This is a genomic window from Marinobacter sp. DSM 26671 (assembly GCF_900112835.1).
Classification (GTDB): Bacteria; Pseudomonadota; Gammaproteobacteria; order Pseudomonadales; family Oleiphilaceae; genus Marinobacter; species Marinobacter flavimaris.
Window position 1 is genome coordinate 1 of record NZ_FONF01000035.1, and the last position, 19,497, is coordinate 19,497.

Consider the following 19,497-nt stretch of genomic DNA (forward strand, 5'->3'; position numbering starts at 1 on the left):
ACACGAATTACTTGGTCAACTTTTTAAAGAGCGTTTGAGCTGTTGCTCAATCAAGGCCGCGTATTCTACATCGTAACGCCGCCTTGTCAACCGTTAATCCGAAGAATTTTAAAACTCATTTTCTTCAGTACTTTCAAACGGTTACTTCTGCTCGGAAAACCGCTGTGAGTGGCTTGTCCCTCAGAAGTGGTGCGCATTCTACAGGCGTCAGGAAAACTGTCAACGAGGTTTTTGAATTAATTTATAGCGGTATCGGTTTCCACGTATCCGCCTGATCAGTCAGTGATCAGATCGTATTCTTTTTACTCAAAATCAGCCTCTGACAAACGGAATCAGCGCGCGACTCCCGCTCCATTTCCAACGAAGCGCCAGCAGAACTGCGATTATCAGGCCGTACACCACCATTTCTCCAACGTCACTGCGGGACTGCCAGATGAAATGAACCCATGCCGCTATCGCAATCGGGTACACCAGCTTATGCAAGGCTTTCCATTGCCGGCCCATCCGCCTCATCATCCCCTTTGTTGAGGTTAACGCCAGTGGCACAAGCATAAGGAAAGACACCGCCCCCGCCAGGATATATGGCCGCTTGGTGAACGTGGCCCATAGATCGCTCCAGCCAAGAATAAACTGCAGAAACGCCAATACATGCAACACCGCATAAAAGAACGCAAACAGACCAAGCATCCGGCGAACCCGGATCCACGCTCCCCACCCTGTCCAACGCTTGAGCGGTGTCATGCATAAGGTAGCAATCAATAACTGAAATGCCGCGATGCCCAGCGACTCTGTTACTTCTTGCCCGGGATCCGGGCCGAGGGACTGGCTGGCAATGCTGGCAATCAGCACCAACAGGGGAACGCTGGCGAGCAGCGCTACCAGCAGGCGAAACGCCAGCACAAACCCCGGTTGGTTCAGCACACGCTTCTCATTCATCAATAGAACTTGCTCAAATCCATGCCCTTGTACAGATCGGCAACCTGTTCTCCATAACCATTGAACTTGACGGTTTCCATGTAGTTGGGAGAGAGCAAGCCAGAGGGCAGCCTGCGCTCCCGCTTCTGGCTCCACCTCGGATGGTCAACTTCAGGGTTCACGTTGGCATAGAAGCCATACTCCTGGGGCGCAAGCATTTCCCAGGTAGTCTTGGGGCGCTCCTCCTGAAAGCGAATCTTGACGATCGACTTGATGCTCTTGAAACCGTACTTCCAGGGCACGACCAGCCGGATAGGCGCGCCATTCTGGTTTGGCATGGTCTTGCCGTAGAGCCCAACAGCCAGGAAGCTTAACTCGTTCATTGCCTCGTCCATGCGAAGACCTTCCTGATAAGGCCAGTCGATGGTGCTGAACAGCGAGCGCTGACCTCGCATCTGGTCCGGATCATAGAGGGTCTCGAAATAGACGTACTTCGCCCTGGAAGTCGGTTCGAGCCGCTTGAGAATGTCGGCCAAGGGGATCCCGATCCAGGGAATCACCATCGACCAGGCCTCGACACAACGAAGCCGATACACCCGTTCCTGATACTCGTGAGGTTTCAGCAGATCTTCCAACGCATACGCACCGGGCCGATCACATGCGCCTTCAACAACCACGGACCAGGGATCAACGGTCATCTCATCGGCGTACTTCGCCGGATCCCCTTTTCCAGTGCCGAACTCGTAAAAGTTGTTGTAACGGGTTACGTCCTCAAAAGGGGTTTTCTCCTCGTCGGTGGAAAAGCCGGGCATCGGAACAAAATCCAGCGCTTCTCCCGGGACAGGAAGCTTCGCTGCCGACAACAGACCGGGCACTGAAAGGCCAGCGGCCACAGCCAGGGTGCCGGACATAAATTGACGTCGGTTCAGGTAAACAGACTCGGGCGTAACTTCAGAATGAGGCAAAGCCCAGGAAGGGCGTTTCTTGATGAGCATGGAAAGTCTCCGTCGGGGCATCAGCCAGCAAAGGCGTTGACCGGAGACTGTATTGAAAATTCCCGGACCTCACTGAGGAGGCCCGGAAGGGGTGCTCAGTCAGCGGCGCCTGGAGCTTTCCGTGGCTTGCCACGGAAAAGCGCACGAACAGGGCCGGACAACGCGTATATCAGAAATCCAGTAAACAATACGGTTGCAGGATCCAGCGCGATCACTACAAAAACCAGCACCACAAGCAGAATGGCGGCAAACGGTACACGGCCACGCAGGTCCAGATCCTTGAAACTGCGGTACAGAATATTGCTCACCATCAAAACACCGGCACCGCCGACCACAAACATGGTCAACAAGGTGAGCCAGGTAGACGGTTCGAAAAGATGGAAACACCAGACCAGGCCCGCGACACAGGCAGCCGCAGCCGGACTCGGCAAGCCGACAAAGAACTTCTTATCGACCGAGCCAATCTGGGTATTGAACCGTGCCAGGCGCAAAGCGGCGCCAGCCACGTAGATAAAGGTGATGGCCCAACCAACCTTGTCGAAGGCGTTCAGTGACCAGAAAAAGGCTACCAGCCCGGGAGCGACGCCGAAGGCCACCATGTCGGCCAGACTGTCGTACTCCTCACCGAATTTACTCTGGGTATTGGTCATCCGGGCAACCCGGCCGTCGAGACCGTCCAGAATCATCGACACAAAAATAGCGATGGCGGCATTGTCAAAGACGCCGTTGGCGGCAGAAACAATGGCGTAGAAACCTGAGAACAGCGAAGCGGTTGTGAGCGCATTGGGAAGCAGATATATCCCCTTGCGGCGCACGGGCGCACCTCCTACCAGCTCTTCTTCAACCACTTCCCCGGCCTCGACTTCATAGTCCGGGTTCTGCTTGCCGTCGGCGGATTTTCTTTCTTCAGTCATTCCCATTACTCCGGAAAGCGTTTGGGCGGAGTATATACGAAAAACGCGGCCACCCGGGCCGCGTTTTTCAAAACCAGGCGGAATTCCGCTTAGTTTTTGTCCTTATCCACGATCTTGTTCGCGGAGATCCAGGGCATCATGCCGCGCAGTTTTTCACCAACCACTTCGATTTCGTGGGCAGCGTTCTGGCGACGACGCGCCGTCATGGACGGATAGTTCAGAGCGCCTTCAGAGATAAACATCTTGGCGTACTCGCCGCTCTGAATACGCTTCAGCGCGTTGCGCATCGCTTCACGGGACTGCTCGTTGATGATTTCGGGACCGGTCACATACTCGCCATACTCCGCGTTGTTGGAGATGGAGTAGTTCATGTTGGCGATACCGCCCTCGTACATCAGATCGACGATCAACTTTAGCTCGTGCAGACACTCGAAGTACGCCATTTCCGGCTCATAACCGCCTTCCACGAGCGTTTCGAACGCCGCTTTAACTAGCTCCACGGTACCACCGCAGAGAACGGCCTGCTCACCGAACAGATCGGTTTCGGTCTCATCCTTGAACGTGGTTTCGATGATGCCGGTACGGCCGCCACCGATACCGCTGGCGTAGGACAGAGCCAGATTCTTGGCGTTGCCGGAGGAATCCTGGAAGATAGCGATCAGGTCGGGAATACCACCACCGTTGGCGAACTCGGTGCGCACGGTGTGGCCCGGTGCCTTCGGAGCAATCATGATGACGTCCAGATCCTTACGCGGAACGATCTGGTTGTAGTGGATGGCAAAGCCGTGGGCGAACGCCAGGGTGGCGCCTTGCTGCAGATTCGGCTCGATTTCCGCCTTGTACAGCTGGGCCTGGTATTCGTCCGGAGTCAGAACCATGACAACGTCGGCGGCGGCAACGGCAGACGGCACGTCGCTGGTCTTCAGACCATAGGCTTCCGCCTTGGCGATGGAAGAAGAACCCGGGCGCAGGCCCACGGTCACGTCAACACCGGACTCTTTCAGGTTACACGCGTGAGCGTGGCCCTGGGAGCCGAAACCAATGATGGCAACTTTCTTGCCCTGGATGATGGAAAGATCGCAATCCTTATCGTAGTAAACCTGCATGAGAAACCTCTGTTATTTGTGATGGCCCCGAAGAGCCATATTGTTCAAACCCTGTTTGAAATCGTTAAAGGCTGAGCACCTTCTCGCCCCGGGCGATACCGGATACACCGCTGCGCACCACTTCCAGTACGCCCGACGTGCCAACGGCCTGAATAAAGCCGTCCAGCTTCTCGCTGTCACCTGCCAACTGAACCGTGTAAACGGAGCTGGTCACATCCACGATCTGGCCGCGGAAAATGTCCACCGTACGCTTGATCTCGGCACGCTGGGAACCCGTGGCTTTCAGCTTGACCAGCATCAGTTCGCGTTCGATATGGGCGCCTTCGGTGAGATCCACCAGCTTGACGACTTCAATCAGCTTGTTCAGTTGTTTGGTGATCTGTTCGATCACCTTGTCAGAACCCGTGGTGGTCACCGTAAGACGGGACAACGTCTCGTCCTCGGTTGGCGCCACGGTGAGTGTTTCGATGTTGTAGTTGCGCTGGGAAAACAGACCTACCACCCGCGACAGGGCGCCAGGTTCGTTTTCAAGCAAAACAGAAATGATTCGACGCATGATCAGACCCTCTCCGTCTTGCTGAGCCACATATCTTTCATGGAACCCCGGGCAACCTGCATCGGATACACGTGCTCAAAACGGTCCACGTAGATATCCACGAATACCAGCTCGTCTTTCATGGCCAGCACTTCTTTCAGCTTGGTCTCCAGATCCTCCTTCTTCTCAATCCGGACACCCTTGTGGCCGTAGGCTTCCGCCAGCTTGATGAAGTCGGGCAGGGATTCCATGTAGGACTCGGCATGGCGGGACTCGTAGTTCATGTCCTGCCATTGCTTGACCATACCCAGAGCCTGGTTATTCAGGTTAATGATCTTAACCGGCAGGTTGTACTGCTTGCAGGTCGACAGCTCCTGGATGTTCATCTGGATACTGCCCTCACCGGTAATGCACAGCACTTCGTCGTCCGGATGGGTCAGCTTTACCCCCATGGCCGCCGGCAGGCCGAAGCCCATGGTGCCGAGACCACCGGAATTGATCCAGCGGTTGGGCTTATCGAACTTGTAGTACTGGGCCGCGAACATCTGATGCTGACCAACATCGGAAGTCACGAAGGCTTCGCCGTTGGTCAAGCGACACAGCATTTCGATGACTTCCTGGGGCTTGATCACATCCGGGCTGGTCTCATAGCGCATGCCATGGAATGCTCGCCACTCGTCAATCTGCTTCCACCAGGAAGCAATTGCGTCCGCGTCCGGCTTTTCCTTGGCTTCCTTCACCAGCGACAGCATTTCCTTGAGCACAGCGTCAACCGGGCCAACGATGGGCACATCGGCATCCACGGTTTTGGAAATCGAGGCCGGGTCGATGTCGATATGGATGATGCGCGCGCCCGGACAGAACTTCTCGGTAGCATTGGTCACCCGATCATCAAAACGGGCTCCCACGCAGAGAATGAGATCCGAGTGGTGCATGGCCATGTTGGCTTCGTACGTGCCGTGCATGCCAAGCCAGCCCAGGTGCTGTTTATCGCTGGCCGGGTAACAACCAATGCCCATCAGGGTATTGGTGATCGGATAGCCCAGCAGCCGTACCAACTCAGTCAGCTGATCCGATGCCTTGCCCAGAACAACCCCACCGCCTGCGTAGATAATTGGGCGCTTCGCCGCCAGCATCATGTCGACCGCTTTCTTGATCTGACCGGCATGGCCGCGAATAGCGGGGTTGTAGGAGCGCAGTTTGACCTTCTTGGGATAGGCGTACTCGTAACGCTCGTTCGGCGTGGTCATATCCTTGGGAATATCCACGACCACAGGACCGGGGCGACCGGTCGCGGCAATATAATACGCCTTACGGATAATCTCCGGGATTTCCTCGGGATGACGGACACTGAGATTGTGCTTAACCACCGGACGGGAGACACCCATCATATCGGTTTCCTGGAACGCGTCCTCGCCGATGAGGGTGGACGCAACCTGGCCGCACAGAACCACCATGGGGATGGAATCCATGAATGCGGTGGCAATGCCAGTGATGGTGTTGGTGGCTCCAGGACCCGAGGTCACCAGTACGGTACCTGGTTTTCCGGTCGCACGGGCATAACCGTCGGCCATGTGGACCGCCGCCTGCTCGTGCCTTACCAGAATGTGCTTGACTTTGTCCTGCCTGAACAGCGCATCATAAATATGAAGGGCTGCACCACCCGGATAGCCGTATATGTATTCGATACCTTCATCTTGAAGGGACCGGATCAGCATATCGGCGCCAGACAATAACTCCACGATTTTCTACCCTCTTCTACGAGTGAATGAGCCGGGAAGGCTCCCGGTTGCCTGGATTCACGGTGTCCATGCTTCTTTTGAAAGCGGAACCGGCTGCTCCTCCACACCTTGTTAAGAGGTTGTCTCCTGGCCAGCCGCCCTCCTGAGGGTTGCGGAGAACGGCCAATCAACGGGTTGCACGTAAGCAACAACCATCCCGCGACGGATACGCGGCGCGTTCAGTGTGGTAATTGATGGGGGATACTCGCTCGGGATTGCCTGCCGTATTGACCCCAGTCTTCAGGCAATCGGTAATTCTGACAGCGCGAAACTCCCTGTCAATAGCCGCTGCAGGTTTCTGTGCCTATACTGGCCGAAGGTCTGCCATACTTGACACAAATCCGATACAAAGATTTGAACCAGACAGAAGAAAATCCGCAACACTGGTGGCATGATAGGGAATAATAAGCTGAGAAAAAACGGGCCCGGTTTATCCAGGTTGTCTGCCTGCCCGGGAGCAGTGAACACACGCGAGTAGAGCCATGAACAGAAAAATCCTGACGCTGACCTTATTACTGGCCGTTGTACCAGGTGTCGCCATGAGCGCCTCTGTCTATAAATGGACCGATGAAAACGGGGTTACCCATTTTGGGGACCGGCAGCCTACGGGCTCAAAGGCCGAACGAGTCAATGTTCGCTCCGGCACCTCTTCCGACGCGTCTGGCAACAGGCAGAGCCCCCAGGAGCGTCTGCAGAATATGCAGGAACACCAGGAAGATGAGGCAAGGCAGCGCCAGGAGACCGCCGTTGAGGAGGCCCGCCGGAAACAGCGCGACGCAAATTGCGCGACAGCCCGGTCCAACTTGGAGGTAATTGCCAACCACGCCCGCATCCGGATTGAGGAAAACGGCGAACTGCGCTATCTGACTCCGGAAGAGCTTGCCGAGAAACGGGCAGAACTTGAGCGAATGGCGGAAGATAATTGCGAACCGATGTGAACATGTAAAAATGGGGTCAGATGAAAGCTTTCATCTGACCCCGACTTCAGCTCCGACTCTCGGGTCAGGCTTTGGTGAAATCCAGGTGGTGGTCCTTCACTGTGCCACGAATGACATCACCCGACACAAACTCTCCCTTTAGCAGCCTCTGGGCCAGCGGGTTCTCGATCATCCGCTGGATGGCCCGCTTCAGCGGCCGGGCACCGTAGACCGGGTCATAGCCCACTTCCGCCAACAACTCCATGGCAGCATCATCCAGCTCCAGCTTCATATCCTGCTCTTTCAGGCGCTTGCTCAGAGACTCGATCTGAATCCGGGCAATGCCCTGGATTTGACTCTCCGCCAGCGGGTGGAACACCACCACTTCATCCACGCGGTTGATGAACTCGGGGCGGAAATGAGTGCCGACGACTTCCATGACGGCATTCTTCATGACCTCGTAGCTCTCCTCGCCGGCTTTCTGCTGGATGATGTCCGAGCCGAGGTTTGAGGTCATGACAATGACCGTGTTCCGGAAGTCGACGGTCCTGCCCTGCCCGTCAGTCAGGCGACCATCCTCAAGTACCTGCAAAAGTATGTTGAACACATCCGGATGGGCTTTTTCCACCTCATCCAGCAGCAACACGGAATACGGCCGACGGCGGACCGCTTCGGTCAGGTAGCCACCTTCCTCGTAGCCGACGTAGCCCGGGGGCGCACCAATCAGGCGAGCCACGGAATGCTTCTCCATGAACTCGGACATATCGATGCGAACCATGGCTTCCTCGGTATCGAACAGGAAGGACGCCAGCGCCTTACACAGCTCGGTCTTACCCACACCCGTCGGGCCGAGAAACAGGAACGAACCGTTTGGACGATTGGGGTCGGACAATCCGGCCCGGGAACGACGCACCGCGTTAGAAACAGCTTCAACCGCCTCATCCTGGCCGATAACCCGACCATGAAGCGCCTCTTCCATGCGCATCAGCTTATCGCGCTCACCTTCGAGCATCTTGGACACCGGGATGCCGGTCCACTTGGAGACAATCTCGGCGATTTCCTCGTCGGTTACCCGGTTGCGAAGCAGCTTCATTTCCATCATTTCTGCCTGGCTGGCCATATCCAGCTGGCGCTCAAGCTCAGGAATCTGCCCGTACTGGAGCTCAGACATCTTGCCGAGGTCACCGGCACGACGGGCATTCTCCAGATCAATGCGGGCCTGTTCCAACCGGCTCTTGATCTTCTGGGACCCGTGCAATGCCGCCTTTTCGGTATTCCAGACTTCTTCCAGATCGGCGTACTCACGCTCGACACCGGTGATCACATCGGACAGTTCCGACAGGCGTTTTTTCGAGGCAGCATCGGTCTCTTTCTTGAGCGCCTCACGCTCGATTTTCAACTGAATCAGACGACGTTCGAGACGATCCAGGGCCTCGGGCTTCGAATCCATTTCCATCCGGATCTGGGAAGCGGCCTCGTCCACCAGGTCAATGGCCTTGTCCGGCAGCTGACGGTCGGCAATGTAACGATGCGACAGTTTGGCGGCGGCGATAATGGCGCCATCTGTCACCTCAACCCCGTGGTGAACTTCATAACGCTCTTTCAGGCCCCGCAGGATGGCGATGGTATCTTCCTCACTGGGTTCGCTGACCAGTACTTTCTGGAAGCGACGCTCAAGAGCGGCGTCTTTTTCGATGTTTTCACGGTATTCGTCCAGGGTAGTCGCGCCCACGCAGTGCAGCTCGCCACGAGCGAGCGCCGGCTTGAGCATATTACCGGCATCCATGGAGCCTTCGGCCTTGCCGGCACCAACCATGGTGTGAATCTCGTCGATGAACAGGATGATCTGACCTTCCTGTTTGGACAGTTCGTTCAGAACAGCTTTCAGGCGTTCTTCAAACTCACCCCGGAACTTGGCGCCGGCAATAAGGGCACCCATATCGAGTGACAGAACCTTCTTGTCCTTGAGGCCATCGGGCACCTCGCCGTTGACGATACGCTGGGCCAGCCCTTCGACGATGGCGGTTTTACCAACGCCGGGCTCACCGATGAGAACCGGGTTGTTCTTCCGGCGGCGCTGCAATACCTGAATGGTACGGCGAATTTCATCATCGCGGCCGATTACCGGGTCCAGCTTGCCGGCCTCGGCTCGCTCGGTAAGGTCGATGGTGTATTTGGACAGAGCCTGACGGTTTTCTTCGGCGCTGGCGTCGTTGACGGCTTCACCGCCGCGAACGTCGTCAATCGCTTTTTCCAGGGCAGCTTTATCAACACCCTGCTCCCGAAGTACGCGACCCAAAGTACCCCGATCTTCCAGGGCGGCCAGCAACATGAGCTCACTGGAGATGTACTGGTCTTTGCGTTTCTGGGCGAGCTTGTCGGCAATGTTGAACAGCCGGCCCATGTCATTGGACATGGAGACGTCGCCGGCCGATCCCTGCACTTCGGGCAGGTTTTCGATCTCCCGGGCGATCGCCTGGCGAATGCGTCCGGGCTCTGCGCCGGCCTGCTTGAGCAAGGGTTTGATGGCGCTGCCTTCCTGATCAAGCAGTGCCTGCATCAGGTGCACCGGCTCAATGAAGTTGTGATCCTTTCCGACCGCGATGGACTGTGCGTCCGCGAGGGCGGTCTGCAGCTTGCTGGTCAGCTTGTCGATTCTCATGTGTACTTTCCCCAAATTTCTGCGAATACCATGGTGCCTTGGGTGGCGGATATTCGATTGCTTTGACAGTTAATGTAGGGGCAAGTAGAGGGACTTCAAGCGGGGCGGCGGTGTATTCGTCAGAAAATTGACGGCCGTCAGGTTTGAGTTTGGTGCTGGGTGCAAGGCTGGCGCGAGGCTGCTTTCCAGAACACGCCGTGAATACATCCCTGTAGGCTTGGCTGCAGCATCCATGCTGCAGACAGTTCTGGAAAGCAGCCTCGCACCAGCCACCGGACTTTTCAGCAACCGCCTTGCCACGGCCACTTCAAGTTGGCCACTTAGCTTGTTAGCCAGACCAGCGTGGCCATCCGCCCTGTTTGGCCATCCCTGCGGTATGAAAAAAACCGATCTGAATCCTGAACGGTACACAGGGCACCGCCAGTCACGCTGGAAACACCGAGATGATTTAACCTCAGAGTGGCAAGGGCATAGATATCTGCCATGAAATGACCCGGCCGAGCGCCTTCGGCTCTAAAGGCGAGGACCGCTTTGGGACCATGATCAAGGAAGGCGTCACGCACTTCCGGGCCGACCTCGAAGCTGTCCGGACCGATGGCCGGGCCGAGCCAGGCTTGCAGGGTTTCGGGCGCAACCGCCATCTCGCTCACCAGATTCTCGATAACACCGCCACACAGGCTTCGCCAGCCACAGTGGGCGGCGCCAACAACCGTTCCTTCGCGATCGGCAAGGATAACGGGCAGGCAGTCGGCGGTAAGGATGGCGCAGGCGATGCCCGGATGACAGGTGTAGCTGGCGTCAGCCTCGGCCGTTTGTCCGACGTTGTTCGGGGTTAGCTCAACGACCGCGGTACCGTGTACCTGGTTGAGCCAACCAATACGGGCGCTATCCAGCTTCAAGGACTCGGCGAGTCTTCGCCGATTCTCTTGGACGTGTTCCGGGTTGTCTTCGACGTGACTACCGAGGTTAAGACTGCTCCAGGGTGGAACGCTGACACCCCCGACGCGAGTTGTGCTGACCGCCCGCACTCTATCGGGCGCAGGCCAGTCCGGTTTCAGGGCGTTACCTTCAATAGTCACGGGTTTCCAGCTCCCGGGCGTGTTTGCGCAGAGCTTCAATCAACGCAACCATATCCTCAGGCAAGGGAACCTCCCAGGTCAGGATTTCACCGGTTTCCGGGTGTTCCAGGGTCAATTGCCGGGCGTGGAGGGCCTGACGGTTGAACGCCGAGAGGGCCTCTCTAAGCTCGTCAGTGGTTCCCTTGGGCAGTCTCAGCCGACCTCCATAGAGCGGATCTCCGACCAGCGGGTGTTTTACATGGGCCATATGAACCCGGATCTGATGGGTTCGGCCGCTTTCCAGTTTGCAGCGGACGTGAGTGTGGGCGGCAAAACGTTCCACCAGACGATAATGGGTGACCGCCGGTTTGCCGGAGGCGACGACCGCCATTTTCTTGCGCTCCCGAGGATGCCGGCCGATGGGCGCATCAACCGTTGCGCCGCCGGTGAGGGTGCCAACGACGACGGCCTCGTACTCGCGGCCCATGGTTCGGGTTTGTAGCTGGTCGACCAGGGACGTGTGCGCAATCAGGCTACGGGCAACGACCATAATGCCCGAGGTGTCTTTGTCGAGGCGGTGTACGATACCCGCCCTGGGCAGATTCTCGACCTCCGGTGCGTAGTTCAGCAGGGCATTGACCAGGGTTCCATCGGCATGGCCGGCCGCCGGGTGCACTACTAGGCCCGCGGGCTTGTTGATGACCAGCAAGTGCTCGTCCTCATAGACAATATCGAGGGAGATTTCCTCGGCCTGCCAGCTCACCTGGGCTTCCGGCTCGGCATCCAGCGCCAGGCGATCATCCAGCATCACTTTGTCCCGAGGCTTTCGCGTCTCACCATTCACCGTCAACGCGCCGCTTTTGATCCAGGACTGCAGGCGGGAACGGGAATGTTCGGGCATCAGTTCTGCCGCGGCCTGGTCAAGGCGCCGATCACTCAGTTCCGGCGGCACGACAAAGTTGGCGATGATTCGTTTTTCAGATGACATTAAGCCCCCAGGGCCTGTGTGTGTTACGTTTCGGTCAGATTATTGGAAACAGCGAGGCATTGCTCTGCACATGGAGCCACTTCCCCGCTACAATGACTGCCCTTGAATTAATCGACATTATACGGGATTCCGGAATGAGATCAGGTCTTCGTTTGCTGTTACTTTCCACACTGGTTGTTCTGGTCAGTGCCTGCGCCTCCAACAAGCAGGAGGAAGTACTTCCGGAGAAGACCTACTATGAGAATGCACGCCAGGCCATGACCTCCGGGAATTTCAACGAGGCAGAGGAGAACCTGGATGCCCTGGAAACCTACTATCCCTTCGGTCGCTACGCCGAACAGGCCCAGCTTGATCTGATTTATGCCCGCTACCAGAACCTGGACCTGGAAGGTTCCCGCGCAGCTGCCGACCGTTTTTTGCGTCTGAACCCGCAAAGTGACCACGGGGATTATGCGCTCTATATGCGTGGCCTCGCCTCCTACAACCTGGATATCGGCCTTGCTGCCCGTTACTTTCCGATCGACGTTGCGGCCCGGGATCCAGGCGAGCAGCTGCAGTCTTTCCGGGATTTTTCGGAACTGCTGAGCCGCTACCCGGAAAGCCAGTACGTCGCAGATGCCCGACAGCGAATGATCGCAGTGCGCAATCGCATGGCTGAGCTGGAACTTTACGCTGCCCGCTATTACGTCAAACGCCAGGCCTATGTGGCGGCCAACAACCGGGCGCGGTACATCATCGAGAATTATCCGACCGCAACGGTTACTGAAGAGGCTCTGATTATCCTGGCAGAAACCTTTCGCTTCCTGGATCTGAAAAAAGGTTCACAGGACGCAATCGCCATGCTCCGTACCAATTTCCCGGAAAGTGAGGCATTCAATGCCGACGGCGATTTTGAGGTGGATCTGCTGGAGGGTGAAAACCGTTCACTGACGAACGTTGTTACCTTCGGTTTGATGGGCGACGAGTAAGGGCTCAAACAGCTGAATTTGGGGCCAGATGAAAAGTTCATCTGACCCCGAATACTTCAACTATTTGCCACTCTTCCAGCCGTTGGTGATCGGATAACGCCGGTCCTTGCCAAATCCTCGCTCGGTAATTCGAACACCAATCGGCGCCTGCCGACGTTTGTATTCGTTGATATCTACAAGACGAATAACCCGCTCAACGTCGACTCGCTCGAAACCTTCCGCAACGATCGCATCGGCACTGAAATCCCGCTCTACATACAGATTCAAAATCTGATCCAGTACATCGTAACCGGGCAGGCTGTCTTCATCTTTCTGGTCCGGCGCCAGTTCTGCCGATGGCGGCCGGGTGATCACACGCTCGGGGATCACTTCTCCCTCCGAAAGCGTGTTGCGGTATTTGGCCAGGCGGAATACCAGGGTTTTGGGCACATCCTTGAGCACATCAAAGCCGCCAGCCATATCGCCATAAAGCGTTGAATAGCCCACCGCCATCTCGCTCTTGTTACCAGTGGTCAGCACCAGGGAACCAAACTTGTTGGAAAGCGACATCAGCAGAACACCCCGGAGACGCGCCTGCAGGTTTTCCTCGGTTGTATCCGGTTTGGTGCCCTCAAAAGGCGCTGCCAGAGTTTCCATGAAGGCGTCGTACATGGGTTCAATGGAAAACACATCGTACTGCACGCCCAGGGCAACGGCTTCAGCCTCGGCATCCTCAAGGCTCATGCTGGAGGTGTAACGGAACGGCATCATCACCGCCCGAACCCGATCCTTGCCCAGGGCATCGACTGCGACCGCCAGCGTAACGGCCGAGTCGATTCCGCCTGAGAGCCCCAGAACCACCGACTTGAATCCATTCTTGTTGACGTAATCCCGAACACCGGTCACCAGGGCGCTATAGACATTGGCCTCCAACGACGGTTCTTCCGGCAGCGGCCGGGATACCGGCTGGCAATGGTGCTCGCAGAGGAAGTCAACCGGGTACAGGCCCTCGCCAAATTGAGGAGCCTCCGCCATAAGCACACCCGAATGGTCGAACACCATGGAGCCCCCATCGAAAACCAGTTCGTCCTGGCCACCCACAAGATTCACGTACACGATACTGACCATATTCTCCCGGGACTTTCGCTCCAACAGGGCCTTGCGACGTGCCTGCTTGTCGATATCGTACGGTGACGCATTGAGATTCAGAATCAGACGGGCGCCTGCGGCCGCACAGTCTTCTACCGGCCCCTCCTTCCAAAGATCTTCACACACGGTGATACCTACAGGAACGCCCCGGATATCCAGAGTCAGAACATCCTGGCCTTCGGCAAAGTAACGCTTCTCGTCAAACACCTGGTAGTTGGGCGGGAAGCGCTTGAAATACCGGCCGGTAATCTCGCCACCGTCAATCACAACCGCCGCGTTATACAACAGCGGGCCATGACGAAGGGGAGCACCGATAACGATCACCGGGTCCAGCCGTTCCGCCTGCAACCTTTCCAGCGCTTCGTTGACCCGCACTTCCAGGCTCGGGCGCAACAGCAGATCCTCCGGCGGATAGCCGGTCAGGCAAAGCTCGGGAAAAACCACAATGTCCGCCTGATGCTCGGACGATGCCCGGCGGGCAGCCTCAAGGATAAGCTCGGTATTGCCGGGTATGTCCCCCACCAGAAAATCCAGCTGGGCCATCACCACCCGCAGTTTTCTGGCAGACACCCCGGTCGCTGCCTGATTTCCGGACACGGACATAAATCGGCTCCTGTAACTCATTGCCATGAAAAGGCTATTATAACCCCGCATAGGCGTGGATTTCTTCCGACCAACAGCGGATTCCTGTGAATCATGGCAGCAGATACACCAGCACAATCGACCGAAACGCTCGGCCACCCCCCTTCAACACCGTCCGGTGTGCAGCAGGCAAAGCTATTCAGGATCTACAACCACTACCGCCTGGTGGTGAGCCTGATGCTGGTGGCGCTGTTATTCGTGGACCCAGTCAACTTTGACATGCGTTTCCGGCTGCTGGATTACTACCAGGCAGGCGTCTCCGCTTACCTGGGCCTGAATGCCTTCATCGCCCTGCTTCTTGTGGCCGGCTTTCACCCCAGCCAGCGCCATATAACGCTTTCGATCCTGCTGGATATCCTCATCATGCACGGCCTGCTGCTTGCCAGTACAGGCATTACCAACGGCCTGGCCAACCTTGTGATTGTATCTGTTGCGGCGGGCAACATCCTGACCCCGAGTCGCATGGGAACCTTCTACGCGGCTCTGGCAGCGATCTGCTCCCTGGGCATCTCCGGATGGGCCGTGCTGGCGCTGGGTGAGTCCGCCGATGATATCGTCCGGGCCGGCTCCCTGGGCATCCTTTACTTTGCCGCGGCTTTCGTCCTGCAAAGCATCTCCCGCCGAATGATGCGCAGCGAGGCACTGGCCAGCAGCCGGGCGCGCAGCATTGCCGAGCTGGAGAAGATCAACCAGCAGATTATTCAGCGCATGCGAACCGGCATTCTGGTGCTGGACCGTTTCGGCCAGATCCGTCTTGCCAACGCTGCTGCCGAGGAGCTTTTATATGGCGCGCCAAAAACCTCATTACCGATTCAGGAACGCGCAACCGTGCTGCCCAAGCCGCTCAAGCAGGGCCTGGACGTGTGGCTGAAGGACCCAACACAGCGCATTGAACCGTTTCAGCCCTCACCGACCTCGCCGCTGCTGCAAGCCAATTTCACACAGCTGGACCAGGAGCGGGGCGACCAGATTCTTGTGTTCATTGAGGACATGAGCAAAGTCACCCAACAGGCCCAGCAGATGAAACTGGCATCGCTGGGCCGACTGACGGCCGGCATCGCCCATGAAATCCGCAATCCACTGGGCGCGATCAGCCACGCGGCCCAACTGATGGAAGAATCCCCCAACCTCGAACCCGGCGACCGCCAGATGCTGGAGATCATCCGACGCCACTCCCGACGGGTGAATGGCATCATAGAGAATGTACTGGATCTTTCCAGGCGCCGGGCCGCAAATGCCGATCTGATCGAAGTGGCACCCTGGCTCCAGGAATTTCGGGAAGACTTCCTGCAAACGCAGGACGAGGACTGCACCACGGCGAATATCGTTCTGAAAATCGATCCGCAACTGCCTCCGGCGCGCTTCGACAAAAGCCAGATTGAACAGGTGATGGTGAATCTTTGTGACAACGGTTTACGCTACAGTGAACAGCACTCGGGACAGCGAAAGATCGGCATTCATGCCGGTGCAACCGAAGATGGCGAGCGGGCCTATATCGATGTCCGTGACCAGGGGCCAGGCATTGCACCCGAGCACAGAAACTCTGTGTTCGAACCCTTTTTTACCACAGACAAGACCGGGACCGGGCTCGGGCTTTATCTGGCCCGGGAACTGTGCGAGGCTAATCAGGCCCATCTTTCCCTGGTAGAAGATAACAAGCCCGGCTGCTGTTTTCGCATTACATTTGCTCACCCGGGGCGAATGATCTGAACCGGCGCCGGCGGATATCGGGCGCTTGAACAACGACATGGAACCGACGACACAAGATGACCACATACACAGCGCTGATCGTTGATGATGAACCGGACATCCGGGAGTTACTTGAGATCACCCTCACCCGGATGGGCATAACAACCCTCACGGCACCCGACCTCACCAGCGCCCGGAAATTGCTGGAACAGAACACCACCCACCTCTGCCTGACCGACATGAACCTGCCAGACGGTAATGGCATCGAACTCGTGCAGTGGATTCAGAAGCATTCTCCCGCCACGCCTGTTGCTGTGATTACAGCCTACGGCAACATGGATACCGCGATCGAGTCTCTCAAAGCCGGGGCTTTTGATTTCGTATCCAAGCCGGTGGAACTGCCCCGTTTAAGGGAGTTGGTCAATAGCGCCCTCAAATTAGCCGAGCCAAAGGCAGACACAGAAGATACAGCCGACGAGCCAGGCCTGTTGCTGGGTAAATCGCCAGAGATACGCAAACTCCGTAACCAGACCCGAAAACTGGCCAGAAGCCAAGCGCCCGTTTTTATCAGCGGCGAGTCCGGCAGCGGCAAGGAACTGGTTGCCAGAATGATCCATCTGCAGGGCCCCCGCCGCGAGGGACCATTCATCGCGGTTAACTGCGGCGCAATTCCCTCAGAGCTGATGGAAAGCGAATTTTTTGGCCACAAAAAAGGCAGCTTTACCGGGGCCGTGGAGAATAAAGACGGCTTATTCCGTTCGGCCAACGGCGGCACCTTATTCCTTGATGAGGTGGCAGACCTGCCCCTCGCCATGCAGGTAAAGCTGCTCCGGGCTATCCAGGAAAAGGCAGTTCGTCCGGTTGGCGATACCAAAGAGGTGCCCGTGGACATCCGGGTACTGAGCGCTACCCATAAGAACCTGCCGGAACTTGTTCAGGAAGGCAGCTTCCGCCAGGATCTTTTCTACCGGATTAACGTAATCGAACTGGCGGTACCTCCTTTAAGAGAGCGACCGGATGATATTCCCCTGCTTGCCAATCACATCCTTGAGAGGATTGCGAAAGAATATGAATGCGACCCCGCTTCGTTAACGCCAAAGGCCGTGGAACGACTGCGAGAATATAATTTCCCCGGCAACGTCAGGGAGCTAGAAAACGTATTGGAGCGGGCCTTTACCCTCTGCGACGCCGACCTGATTGATGCTAACGATCTCCATCTGGGGAATGGCGTGCAGCACGCGGCCTCCGCCACGCAGATTATTGCCGAGGGAGAGGCTGGTGAGCGAGAGGGTGTTGCTGTGCCTGATGGGGAAATCGACCTGGAGGGATACCTGGAGAAGATTGAACGACAAGCGATTGAGAAGGCGCTTGAAGCTACCCGGTGGAACAAGACGGCGGCTGCTAAACGGCTGGGAATCAGCTTCAGGGCACTTCGTTATCGACTAAAAAAGCTTGGAATGGAATAAATAGCATTTCATCGGCATAGTGGACCCAAACCTGATAAGGTTTCAGCACTAAAAGGCAACATTCTGCTTTTCACAGGAAGTGAAAAGTGTTTGCAAACCGACACGGAAGTCAGAACATGTACAACCATATCAAAACCAGAGGATTTACTCTGGTCGAGCTAGTCGTCACCCTCAGTCTGGTTACCCTACTGGCAGGTCTTGCCCAGACATCCTGGACTCAATTGCTGGTTTCAAACCGCCATAGGGATCTTACTCAAGACATTCAGCGCATGTTTGCCACGGCTAGATCGCATGCCATTCACAGCAAAACGCTGACGACTATATGCCCGCTGTCCCCAGAGCGCAGATGCACCGACGATTGGACGTTACCGGTCGCGGTATTCCCGGATCGCAACAACGACAAGCGCCCTGACGACGACCACATCCACCAAATCTTCAAGCTAAACAACGGGCATTCCAATATATATTCCCGGACCGCCGGAAGAGGCTACTTTCAGCTGGCAGCAGATGCTATGAGTCACGGCACTATGGGCAGTTTGATCGCATGCTCCCGGAGAGCCGACGGGCGGACTCAGATGAGTTATCTAGCCCTGAATATCGGGGGCAGAATTCGCGTGGTCCATGACGATGACGGCGACGGAAAAATCCGCCTTCCTTGGGGTGCAAGTGTCGCTTGCCCGAATCCGTAAGCGCCTACCAGGGCAATCCATGAACCCCCAGAAACGTGACCCTTATCACAACACTGTCAGCAGAAGACCGCTTAATCCAGATCTTGGACCGCTCGTCGCGCGGGTAGTGAATGTAACCAAGGCCTTTGATTAACTAGAGTGGAGCTCACTGACAGGACATGGCATGTTGAAGAAAGATGAGGGTTTTACGCTTATCGAACTGTTGATCACGATGGTCATCCTCGTGATTATTGCAACGGTCGCGATTCCGGGCTTTGGTCGTTTGATTGAAAGCAACAGGCTGATGACGGGCACTAACCTTCTTGCCTCTTCGATAAAGCTTGCACGAGCCGAGGCAATCAAACGCGGCACCAATGTCACATTTAGTACCGATGGCGGACTTGAGACGGGATGGTGCGTGCATGCCGGCGATGCGGCGGGGGACTGTGCGAACGACCAGATCCGTCGCTTCGAGGCTCCTGCTGACCTTACCTTTACAGAGACAACTGGCGACCTGGTCTTCGACAGACGTGGTTTTTTAGTTCCCCAAAATGCCCAGACCTTCACAGTGGCCCCGAATGGCTGCGCCTCTGGCGACATAACGTTCCGTACCTTACGTATCAGCCCTGTCGGAAGAACTGAAATAGAAGATGGAGTATGCCCGTGACACCAGTAACACCCTTGATGATGCTGAAACGGCAACAACATCCATTTTGCATTACTAGCCAGTGCCCATCCAGAAACCCGCATTTTCAGCCAGTTTAGCTCACCTCCAGGAGTGGAGGCTGAGCTGCGTGCCTTCAAAAAAATGAAAGCAGCTAAATATTGGTAAATGTGATCATTATTTGATCGACTGGCTCGCGTTCAAGCCACGGGCGGGCACCGCACGACTGCTCATGCGCCCTGTTTACAGATGTTCAGTCGGAACCGGTCGGCTAATCCGGACCGAGTCGGGCCAACCGCACCAGGTTGTAGCTCAGAACTGAGGCCCAGACAAACGCTTTGAAACCATCGTGACCTTTCCACTTCGCTTTCGCGGCTCCGAAGGCCCGTTTCAGCTCCGAG

16 protein-coding genes are annotated in these 19,497 nt (G+C 56.5%); 6 read left to right on the plus strand and 10 right to left on the minus strand.

Features of this window, described 5'->3' with window-relative positions; genetic code table 11:
- Positions 1-312: 312 nt before the first annotated feature.
- The 6 genes from BM035_RS20960 to BM035_RS20985 form a co-directional block, all read right to left on the minus strand.
- Positions 313-936 carry a sulfite oxidase heme-binding subunit YedZ gene (locus BM035_RS20960; RefSeq protein ID WP_008170683.1) on the minus strand — a complete coding sequence of 208 codons (624 nt, stop codon included), beginning with the start codon at positions 934-936 and terminating at the stop codon, positions 313-315.
- Entirely contained in the window at positions 936-1,910 is a 975-nt protein-coding gene (gene msrP, locus BM035_RS20965) for a protein-methionine-sulfoxide reductase catalytic subunit MsrP (protein ID WP_053114538.1), read from the minus strand. The genes BM035_RS20960 and msrP overlap by 1 nt, the downstream gene beginning before the upstream one ends.
- Before the next feature lie 95 nt (positions 1,911-2,005).
- On the minus strand, positions 2,006-2,824 hold the full coding sequence (gene pssA / locus BM035_RS20970) for a CDP-diacylglycerol--serine O-phosphatidyltransferase (RefSeq protein ID WP_041644958.1): 819 nt from the start codon (positions 2,822-2,824) through the stop codon (positions 2,006-2,008).
- Positions 2,825-2,913: 89 nt separating this feature from the next.
- Positions 2,914-3,930: a ketol-acid reductoisomerase gene (gene ilvC / locus BM035_RS20975; RefSeq protein ID WP_008170689.1), complete on the minus strand. Its 1,017-nt coding sequence runs from the start codon at positions 3,928-3,930 to the stop codon at positions 2,914-2,916.
- 64 nt (positions 3,931-3,994) lie between these two features.
- Positions 3,995-4,486, minus strand: a complete 492-nt coding sequence (ilvN, locus tag BM035_RS20980; protein ID WP_008170692.1) for an acetolactate synthase small subunit — start codon at positions 4,484-4,486, stop codon at positions 3,995-3,997.
- A gap of 2 nt (positions 4,487-4,488) precedes the next feature.
- Positions 4,489-6,207 (minus strand): acetolactate synthase 3 large subunit, encoded by a 1,719-nt coding sequence (locus BM035_RS20985; RefSeq protein ID WP_008170695.1) that lies wholly within the window; start codon positions 6,205-6,207, stop codon positions 4,489-4,491.
- A gap of 521 nt (positions 6,208-6,728) precedes the next feature.
- On the opposite strand from BM035_RS20985, the gene BM035_RS20990 reads away from it, so the two are divergent.
- Positions 6,729-7,184: a DUF4124 domain-containing protein gene (locus BM035_RS20990; RefSeq protein ID WP_092034264.1), complete on the plus strand. Its 456-nt coding sequence runs from the start codon at positions 6,729-6,731 to the stop codon at positions 7,182-7,184.
- Positions 7,185-7,248: 64 nt separating this feature from the next.
- On the opposite strand, the gene clpB is transcribed toward BM035_RS20990, so the two are convergent.
- The 3 genes from clpB to rluD all read right to left on the minus strand — a co-directional run bounded on the left by clpB (position 7,249) and on the right by rluD (position 11,871).
- The gene (clpB, locus tag BM035_RS20995) at positions 7,249-9,825 is read right to left on the minus strand and encodes an ATP-dependent chaperone ClpB (RefSeq protein WP_008170699.1); all 2,577 of its coding nucleotides are present in this window, start codon (positions 9,823-9,825) and stop codon (positions 7,249-7,251) included.
- 320 nt (positions 9,826-10,145) lie between these two features.
- Positions 10,146-10,904, minus strand: a complete 759-nt coding sequence (pgeF, locus tag BM035_RS21000; protein ID WP_092034266.1) for a peptidoglycan editing factor PgeF — start codon at positions 10,902-10,904, stop codon at positions 10,146-10,148.
- Positions 10,894-11,871, minus strand: coding sequence for a 23S rRNA pseudouridine(1911/1915/1917) synthase RluD (rluD, locus tag BM035_RS21005; RefSeq protein ID WP_008170702.1), 978 nt, complete (start codon positions 11,869-11,871; stop codon positions 10,894-10,896). Before rluD ends, pgeF begins: the two co-directional genes overlap by 11 nt.
- Before the next feature lie 134 nt (positions 11,872-12,005).
- On the opposite strand from rluD, the gene BM035_RS21010 reads away from it, so the two are divergent.
- Positions 12,006-12,839, plus strand: coding sequence for an outer membrane protein assembly factor BamD (locus tag BM035_RS21010; protein WP_008170703.1), 834 nt, complete (start codon positions 12,006-12,008; stop codon positions 12,837-12,839).
- Positions 12,840-12,899: 60 nt separating this feature from the next.
- Here the strand turns inward: BM035_RS21010 and BM035_RS21015 are convergent, their stop codons facing one another.
- Positions 12,900-14,570 carry an NAD+ synthase gene (locus BM035_RS21015; protein WP_092034268.1) on the minus strand — a complete coding sequence of 557 codons (1,671 nt, stop codon included), beginning with the start codon at positions 14,568-14,570 and terminating at the stop codon, positions 12,900-12,902.
- Between the two features lie 93 nt (positions 14,571-14,663).
- On the opposite strand from BM035_RS21015, the gene BM035_RS21020 reads away from it, so the two are divergent.
- From BM035_RS21020 to BM035_RS21035, 4 genes are all read left to right on the plus strand, one after another.
- A complete protein-coding gene (locus tag BM035_RS21020; protein WP_092034270.1) occupies positions 14,664-16,319 on the plus strand; it encodes a sensor histidine kinase in 1,656 nt (551 codons plus the stop codon).
- 56 nt (positions 16,320-16,375) lie between these two features.
- Positions 16,376-17,764: a sigma-54-dependent transcriptional regulator gene (locus BM035_RS21025; protein ID WP_092034272.1), complete on the plus strand. Its 1,389-nt coding sequence runs from the start codon at positions 16,376-16,378 to the stop codon at positions 17,762-17,764.
- A gap of 116 nt (positions 17,765-17,880) precedes the next feature.
- Positions 17,881-18,453, plus strand: a complete 573-nt coding sequence (locus tag BM035_RS21030) for a GspH/FimT family pseudopilin (protein ID WP_092034274.1) — start codon at positions 17,881-17,883, stop codon at positions 18,451-18,453.
- Positions 18,454-18,616: 163 nt separating this feature from the next.
- Complete coding sequence (locus tag BM035_RS21035; protein ID WP_092034276.1) at positions 18,617-19,099, plus strand: GspH/FimT family pseudopilin; 483 nt, start codon at positions 18,617-18,619, stop codon at positions 19,097-19,099.
- The last annotated feature ends 398 nt before the right edge of the window (positions 19,100-19,497 follow it).